The sequence below is a fragment of the Streptomyces sp. WM6378 genome (genome assembly GCF_001279695.1).
Lineage (GTDB): Bacteria > Actinomycetota > Actinomycetes > Streptomycetales > Streptomycetaceae > Streptomyces.
This window is the reverse complement of record NZ_LGDD01000068.1, coordinates 1-6,879: the sequence shown is the minus strand read 5'-3', so window position 1 is coordinate 6,879 and position 6,879 is coordinate 1. Positions and strand designations below refer to the sequence as shown.

The window sequence follows — 6,879 nt, the reverse complement described above, 5'->3', positions numbered from 1 at the left end:
GGAGGCCGACGATTCGGAGGCGATGCGGGCACGGATGGTCAAGGAGTACAAGGCCGAGCTGATGCACCCGTACTACGCGGCCGAGCGGGGCCTGGTCGATGACGTCATCGACCCCGCCGAGACCCGGGCCGTCCTCATCGCCTCGCTGGCGATGCTCAAGACCAAACACGCCGACCTGCCGTCCCGCAAACACGGCAACCCACCCCAATAGCAAGGGAGTTGACGCTGTGACCGTCAATACCGTCGTACGCATAGAACGGGGCGAAGCAGGCCCCGAAGAAGTCGCCGTCCTCGCCACGGTCCTCCTGGCGTGTGCCGCGGCCCAACCCGCTCCCGCGGTCAAGGACGACCGCTCCAAGGCAGGTTGGCGCCCCCCGGATCACCGGGCCCCCAACTCCTGGCAGTCCTGACCGAGGGCGCTCAGAGCTGCTTTGTCATGAACGTACTGTTCGGGTCGGGCCGGTAGCCGGCGAACGGCTCGCAGTGGCTGAACCCGAACTTCTCGTACAGCTTCCTGGCGGGCAGGAAGAACTCGGCCGTGCCGGTCTCCAGGCTCAGCCTGGTGAAGCCCATGCGCGTGGCCTCGGTGATGATGTGCTCAAGCAGCAGGGACCCGACCCCGCCCCGCTTGCGCAGCGGCGCGGTGCGCATCGACTTCAACTCCGCGTGGCCCGCGTCGAGCCGCTTGATGGCACCGCAGCCCACCAGGACGTCACCGTCCCGCACGGACCAGAACGTGACCTCGGGCTCGCGGAGGGCACCGAGGTCGAGGGTGTGCTTGCTCTCCGGCGGCGTGATGGACCGCATCTGCTGGACGTGCTCGTCGAGGAACCCGGCGATCTCGGGGCCGGTGAGGTCGTCCACCTCGATCTTCACGATGCTCGTCCTCTCCAGGCCACGCTGCTCAGGGCCGCGTGGGGTCGGGGCCGGGCCTGTCCACCCGGCGTCGACGAGTCTGCCACGCTCGAACAGCGGGCCCGCGGGGACGAACTGGCGCGGCGACGAGCGGCGCGGCGCCTTTGGCCGGGCAGAGGACGAACCCGGAAACGCATGCTGCGGAGAGGGCAGGATTCGAACCTGCGCAGACCCCGAAGGATCCGACCATCAACCACTCCGGGCACCTCTCCCTGATCCCGGCTCCGGTCTCCCTCGCCGTTCACAACAACTACGATGCCAGACCCACCTGACCCATCCCTGACGCCTAACTGACATGGCCCCACGCGTAGTTCGGCAACTCTCGACGGGGCGGGCACACACGACGACGCCCGGCCGGTCGGTCCCGGCCGGGCGTGCGTCAGCCGCCGTGTCTCACCTGCCGGCGGGCATCAGGTGCCGCTCCCCGCGGTGCGACGCGGCTCCCCGCTGCACCGTGGACTTCACGTGCAGGCAGGGGTCCTGTTCGAGGACCGCGCGCTCGTAGTCCCGCATCACCGGCGAGGGGGAGAGGCCGAGTTCCTCGGAGAGCTTGCCGTGCAGCTCGCGGTAGACGTTGAGCGCGTCGGTCTGCCGGCCGCACCGGTACAGCGCGACCATGAGCTGCTGCCGGAAGCGCTCGTTGTAGGGGTGTTCCACCAGGAGGGTCTGCAACTCCGGGATGATGCGCCGGTGTTCGAAGTTCTCCAGGTCGCAGTCGAAGAGGAGCTCCAGGAGGGCGAGCCGGGTCTCCTCGAAGCGGGCGGCGGCCGCCTGGCAGGACTGGCCCACGGCCGTGCCGCCGTAGATGGGGCCGCGCCACATCTTCAGCACGTGCCGGATCTCCCTGGCCGTCCCGTCCGGGGACGAGCCGGTGGATTTTATTCGCTCGTACTCCTCCATGAACACGGTCACGTCGAGGGACCCCTCGTCCAGGACGAGGCGGTAGCCGACGTGCTGGGTGATCAGGCGGGACCTGTCCGGGTCGTCTTCGAGTGCGGCGAGCTTGCGCCGCAGTCGGCTGACGTGGGCCTGGACGGCGTTCTCGACCGCGTCCGGCGGTTCGCTGCCCCACATTTCGTCGATCAGGGCGTCCCTCGACACGGGGCTGCCCTCGGCTACCAGAAGGGCTGCCAGGAGGGAGCTCTGCAGCGTGCCGGAAACCTGTAATTCACCCCTCTCCGAACTCGCCCCTATTGCTCCCAGCAGCTGGAACTTGAGCATCACGCCACCTTCGGATTGGCCAACACACGTGTGTCGAATCGAGTCGAAGAGATCGTGCCGCCGCCATAGGTGCGATGGGGTTGTGGCCGGCCCGGCGCGGCAGCAGAGTGCCGCGTGCTGTCGGGGCTCAGTCCGTTTCGGCAGATCTGCCTGAGAACGACCTCGAAAGGATCTTCGTTCGCACAAGAGACTTCGTGCGCAGTGCGCCAATTCCCCCCGTTTCCCCCGGTCGATTCAAACGTATCGCAGCGTTTTTTATTCCAGCCAACCCATGACCTGTGGCCGAACGCCGCCTATCGCTGGATCGTTCCATATTCCCCCACCTCCCCTACAAGTGCCTTTACGAATGATTTGCCGTAGGAATGCCCGCGTTGACGCCTCTGACCTGCTCGTATGCATTTCATTTGCGGTCGTCTTTTTCGTGCCCGACGGCACTTCGGGCAGCAGAACGGGCGGTCGCCAACCCGCTGGACAGCGGTCTCGGCGGGCGGCTGAGATCGTCGGGAATCGGCTGAGATCAGTCCGGTGCGCGGGGATGGTTGCACCGTCGGGCAACTGGAGCGGGCGCCGACGCGTCGCCGTCGGGTCAGAACCGTGTCAGAAGGGGATCAGGCGGGGCGAGCACTGTGTACTCCACAGGCTTTTTGCGCCCCAGCATGAATGACATTGACGGACTGGTGACGGACGGTGGAGAACCCCTTGGACGAGTTCGGATCCCACGGGCATCGCTATCAGCGTGCGGCAATTGTCGCGAACCCAAAGGCAGGGTCTACCACCGCAGAATATCTCGCGTCGGTCGCGACGGTCTGCCGGGATTATGTCGACGAGGTCGACATCGTCCGGACGCTCCGCCCGGGGCACGCCACCGAGGTGGTGGCCGAGCTGCTCCGCGGCCCGGCGCGCCCCGACGTGATCGTGTCGATCGGTGGCGACGGCACCTTGCGCGAGGTGGTGACGGGTCTCGTCGAGGTCGCCTCCAACCACACGCCGCTGGTGGTGCTGCCCGGCGGCACGGCGAATTCCAACTACCGCTCGCTCTGGGACGACGCCCCCTGGCACGAAGCGCTCACCGCGGCGCTGACCGGCGCCGCCGAGAGCCGGCTGATCGACCTCGCGTGGATCGCCGAGCTCTCCCGGATGGTCGTACTCGGCCTGAGCACCGGCCTGTTCGCCGAGGCGACCGCACGGGCCCTGTCGCTGCCCGTGTCCGGACGCCCCCGCTACCAGCGGGCGATCGCCGAGGCCCTGGAGACGTACCAGCCCTACGAGGGCCGGGTCCTGGTCGACGGGGCGGTGGTGCACTCCGGCAAGATCGTGGTGGCCAACGTCGGCGGCGGCCGCTACCGGGCCGGGGTGCTGAACATGCTGCCGAAGTCGATACGCGACGACGGGCTGCTGGACGTGTGTGTCGTCGACCCCAGCATTCCGACCACGACGGCACTGGAGCTGATGCGTTCCGGCCGTCACCTCGAAGCCGGCGGGTCCACCTATGCGCGCGGCCGGTCCGTCACGCTGGAGCGGCTCGACGGTCTGCCGCTGCACTTCGAGCACGACGGCGAGGTGGTCCCCACCGACCGGTCCTCGATCACCGTCGAGGTGCTGCCGCGGGCCCTGCACGTCCTCGCCTCGCACCAGCGGACCGGGGGCTGAGCCGCCATGACCGCACCTGTCGCGACCGCGGCCGAGCCGGTCGTTCCCGAGGCCGGTCAGCTGGGGCGGCTCGCCGAATGGGCCGGCGCTCTGGAACTGTCCGACGTGCCCGAGCGGGTGGTCTCCTTCGCCGCCAGCCATCTCCTGTCGCAGCTCGCCGCCATCAGGACGGGCCTGGCGCAGGAGGACGGCCGGCGCCTGACGCGCGCCCTGGGCGCCCCCTTCCAGGCAGACACCGCGCAGTCGGCGCGGGTGCTGGCCGGGGCGGGCGCCTGGCTCAACCTCGACGACACCGCGTACGCCGGACACTTGGGCCCCTCCACCGTGGGTGTCCCGCTCGCGTACGCCCACGCCCTGGGGCTCTCGGGGGCCGAACTGCTGCGGGCGGTGATCCTGGCCGACGAGTGCGCGGCCCGCGTCACCGCCGCCGCCACGCTCGGCCCGTTCCGCGGCCAGACGGCGCTGCACACGCATCTGGTGGGCGCGGTGGCCGGGCGCCTGGCCTGCGAGCGGGCCTCGGCGCGGCAGTGGCGCGACGCGCTGGCGCTGGCGCTCAGCGCGCCGCCCTGGACGCTGATGCGGGGCTTCATCGACAGCGACGCCCGGATGCTGCACGTGCCCGTCGCGGTCCGGATGGGCCTGGACGCGTGCGACGCCGCCGAGGGCGGGCTGCGCGGCGCGGACGACATCGTCGAGCACCCGGACGGCTTCCTCGCCCAGTTCGCCGCCGTACCGCTGCCCGATGCCGTCACCATGGGGCTCGGCCGGCGCTGGCACACCGAGACCCTCTCCTTCAAGCTCCACCCGGGCGGGCCCGGCATCGACGCCGCCATCGACTGCGCACTCGATCTCCATACGGAGATGGGCAGTTGGGCCGTCGACGACGTGACCGAGGTGGTCGTGGAATGCTCGGTCTACACCCTCTTCGCGGCCCGCAAGGCCCAGTCCTATCTCGACGGGCCCCGCACCCCGCTCGGCGCCCTGGTGCTCACCACTCCGTACCCGGTGGCCACCGCGCTGCTGACCGGGGGCCTCGCCATCGAGGACTTCTCCGCGCCGCTGGTGGAAACCTCCGAGCGGTGGCGCCTGGCGGAGAAGGTCCGGCTCGTCCACGACGAGGAGATGACCCGCGAACTCCTGGCCGGGGACGCCCCGTTCGGCGAGGCGCTGCGCCAGTCGGGCGCCGAGGGACGCAGGTGGCTTGAGCTGTTCGGCGGCCGGGACCTCGTCGACCTGGCCCCGCCGCCCGCCCCGCCCGCCGAGGACTTCACCCGGGCCGCCAAGCCGACACCGGCCCGGGTACGGGTCGTGCTGCGCGACGGCCGGGTCTTCACCCGTGAGTACCGGATTCCCCGCGGCGGCATCGGACCGGAGCTGCGGGCCGGGCACCAGGCCCTGATCGCTGCCAAGTTCCGCTCCTCGGGCGGGCCCGCCGCCGTCACCGACCTCTGGCCGCGGCTGGCCGGGGCGGAGCCGGAGCAACTGCGCCGCGTCCTCGTTCAGGCCGTCGGCCTGTGATCCCTTCAACGCCCGCATCCCCCAGGAGGAGAAGTGCACGACGCGCAGAGTTTGCTGGAGCCGGCCGCCGAGGCGGTCGGGCGGCTCCGGCGCCGTGGATACGGCCTGGACCACGAGGCGCTCGACAAGCTGGTGGCGGGCCGGGCCGGCGCCATCGGCGAGCGTGACGCGCTCCGCCGAAAGCTCAACGACCTCACCCGGGAGCTGTCCTCGCTCGGCGGCCGCCGGCCCGATGAACTGGTGGACACGGCAAGGGAGTTGAAGGAGCGGATCCGAGCGGCCGAGGCGGATCAGCGGGCGGCCGAGGACGCGCTCCAGGACGTGATGCTGCGCATCCCGAACCTCCCCAGCGACCAGGCGCCCGACGGCGGCCCCGAGGATCCGGTGGTGGAGGTACGCCGCTGGGGAAGCGCCCCGCACTTCGGCTTCGCCCCGCGCGACCACGTCGCGCTGGCCACCGATGCGAACCTGCTCGACCTGCCGCGGGCGGGCAAACTGTCCGGCTCCCGCTTCGCGGTGTTCCGCGGCGCCGGAGCGGTCCTTGAGCGGGCCCTGGCGTCGTTCCTGCTCGACCTGCACACCAGGGAGCACGGCTACGTGGAGCACAGCGTGCCCCATCTCGTCACCCGGCAGACCATGACGGGGACCGGGCAGCTGCCGAAGTTCGCCGACGACCTGTTCGCCACACAGGTCGCCGACCGCGAGCTGTTCCTCATCCCCACCGCCGAGGTGCCCCTCGTCAACCTCTACCGCGACGAGACGCTGAACGCGGGCGAGCTGCCCCTGAGCCTGACCGCGCACACCTCCTGCTACCGCTCGGAGGCCGGTTCGTACGGCCGGGACACCCGCGGGCTCATCCGGCTGCACGAGTTCGCCAAGGTCGAGATGGTCCGGATGTGCCTCGTCGAGGACGCGCCGGACCAACTGGAGCTGATGGTCCGTCATGCCGAAGAGTGCCTGCGGCGGCTCGGCCTGCACTACCGCGTCATCGACCTGCGCGCGGGAGACCTCGGCTTCTCCGCGCGCCGCACCTACGACCTGGAGGTGTGGCTGCCGAGCCAGGACTGCTTCCGGGAGATCTCCTCGGTCTCCGACTGCGGCACCTTCCAGGCCCGCCGGGCCGGCATCCGCGTGAAGCGCAACGGCCGCAAGGAGCACCCGGCCACCCTCAACGGCTCCGGCCTGCCGATCGGCCGCACGGTCGTGGCCCTGCTCGAACAGAACCAGCGCGAGGACGGCTCGATCACCGTCCCGCAGGTCCTGACGCCGTACACCGGCTTCAGCACCATCGCCGCGGACGGCACGCCCCTGCCCTGACCGTCCGGACGGCATGCGTATGCCCCGGCACCGCGCTTCGGTGCCGGGGCACGGCCATGTCACGTAACTCCCGTGAATATCAACGGAGTTGGCATGCGAGAGCGGGGCCGGACGGCGTGTCCGGCCCCGCTGACGTACGGCTTACTCACCCCTCTGGTCTACGCCTCGTCGTTCTGGACCCAGCTCATGAGCTTGCGGAGCTCCTTGCCGGTGGTCTCCAGGAGGTGCTCGGAGTCCTGGGTCTTGTACTCGTTGTAC

7 protein-coding genes and 1 tRNA gene are annotated in these 6,879 nt (G+C 70.2%); 5 read left to right on the top strand and 3 right to left on the bottom strand.

From position 1 onward, the window contains the following. Together ADK54_RS08970 and ADK54_RS46690 are read left to right on the top strand one after the other, a co-directional pair. On the top strand, nucleotides 1-211 hold a 211-nt coding region (locus tag ADK54_RS08970), incomplete at its 5' end, for a carboxyl transferase domain-containing protein (RefSeq protein WP_324610145.1). Nucleotides 212-227: 16 nt separating this feature from the next. Then, a complete protein-coding gene (locus ADK54_RS46690) occupies nucleotides 228-410 on the top strand; it encodes an acyl-CoA carboxylase epsilon subunit (RefSeq protein ID WP_199826906.1) in 183 nt (60 codons plus the stop codon). A gap of 10 nt (nucleotides 411-420) precedes the next feature. Here ADK54_RS46690 and ADK54_RS08965 read toward each other — a convergent pair whose 3' ends face one another. The 3 genes from ADK54_RS08965 to ADK54_RS08960 all read right to left on the bottom strand — a co-directional run bounded on the left by ADK54_RS08965 (nucleotide 421) and on the right by ADK54_RS08960 (nucleotide 2,136). After that, entirely contained in the window at nucleotides 421-876 is a 456-nt protein-coding gene (locus ADK54_RS08965; protein WP_053725016.1) for a GNAT family N-acetyltransferase, read from the bottom strand. A gap of 180 nt (nucleotides 877-1,056) precedes the next feature. After that, a tRNA-OTHER gene (locus ADK54_RS45790) sits at nucleotides 1,057-1,127 on the bottom strand. A gap of 181 nt (nucleotides 1,128-1,308) precedes the next feature. Beyond that, the gene (locus tag ADK54_RS08960) at nucleotides 1,309-2,136 is read right to left on the bottom strand and encodes an AfsR/SARP family transcriptional regulator (RefSeq protein WP_063801921.1); all 828 of its coding nucleotides are present in this window, start codon (nucleotides 2,134-2,136) and stop codon (nucleotides 1,309-1,311) included. A 687-nt stretch (nucleotides 2,137-2,823) separates the two neighbouring features. On the opposite strand from ADK54_RS08960, the gene ADK54_RS08955 reads away from it, so the two are divergent. From ADK54_RS08955 to serS, 3 genes are read left to right on the top strand one after another with little or no spacing between them, the layout of a single operon-like run. Further along, nucleotides 2,824-3,786, top strand: a complete 963-nt coding sequence (locus tag ADK54_RS08955; RefSeq protein ID WP_234391979.1) for a diacylglycerol/lipid kinase family protein — start codon at nucleotides 2,824-2,826, stop codon at nucleotides 3,784-3,786. 6 nt (nucleotides 3,787-3,792) lie between these two features. Further along, nucleotides 3,793-5,304: an MmgE/PrpD family protein gene (locus tag ADK54_RS08950; protein ID WP_053725015.1), complete on the top strand. Its 1,512-nt coding sequence runs from the start codon at nucleotides 3,793-3,795 to the stop codon at nucleotides 5,302-5,304. Nucleotides 5,305-5,337: 33 nt separating this feature from the next. Further along, nucleotides 5,338-6,621 (top strand): serine--tRNA ligase, encoded by a 1,284-nt coding sequence (serS, locus tag ADK54_RS08945; RefSeq protein ID WP_053725014.1) that lies wholly within the window; start codon nucleotides 5,338-5,340, stop codon nucleotides 6,619-6,621. The last annotated feature ends 258 nt before the right edge of the window (nucleotides 6,622-6,879 follow it).

Coding starts and splice junctions, on each gene's coding strand:
- ADK54_RS08960 (WP_063801921.1), bottom strand. CDS start 2,136: ATGCTCAAGTTCCAGCTGCTGGGAGCAATAGGGGCGAGTTCGGAGAGG.
- ADK54_RS08950 (WP_053725015.1), top strand. CDS start 3,793: ATGACCGCACCTGTCGCGACCGCGGCCGAGCCGGTCGTTCCCGAGGCC.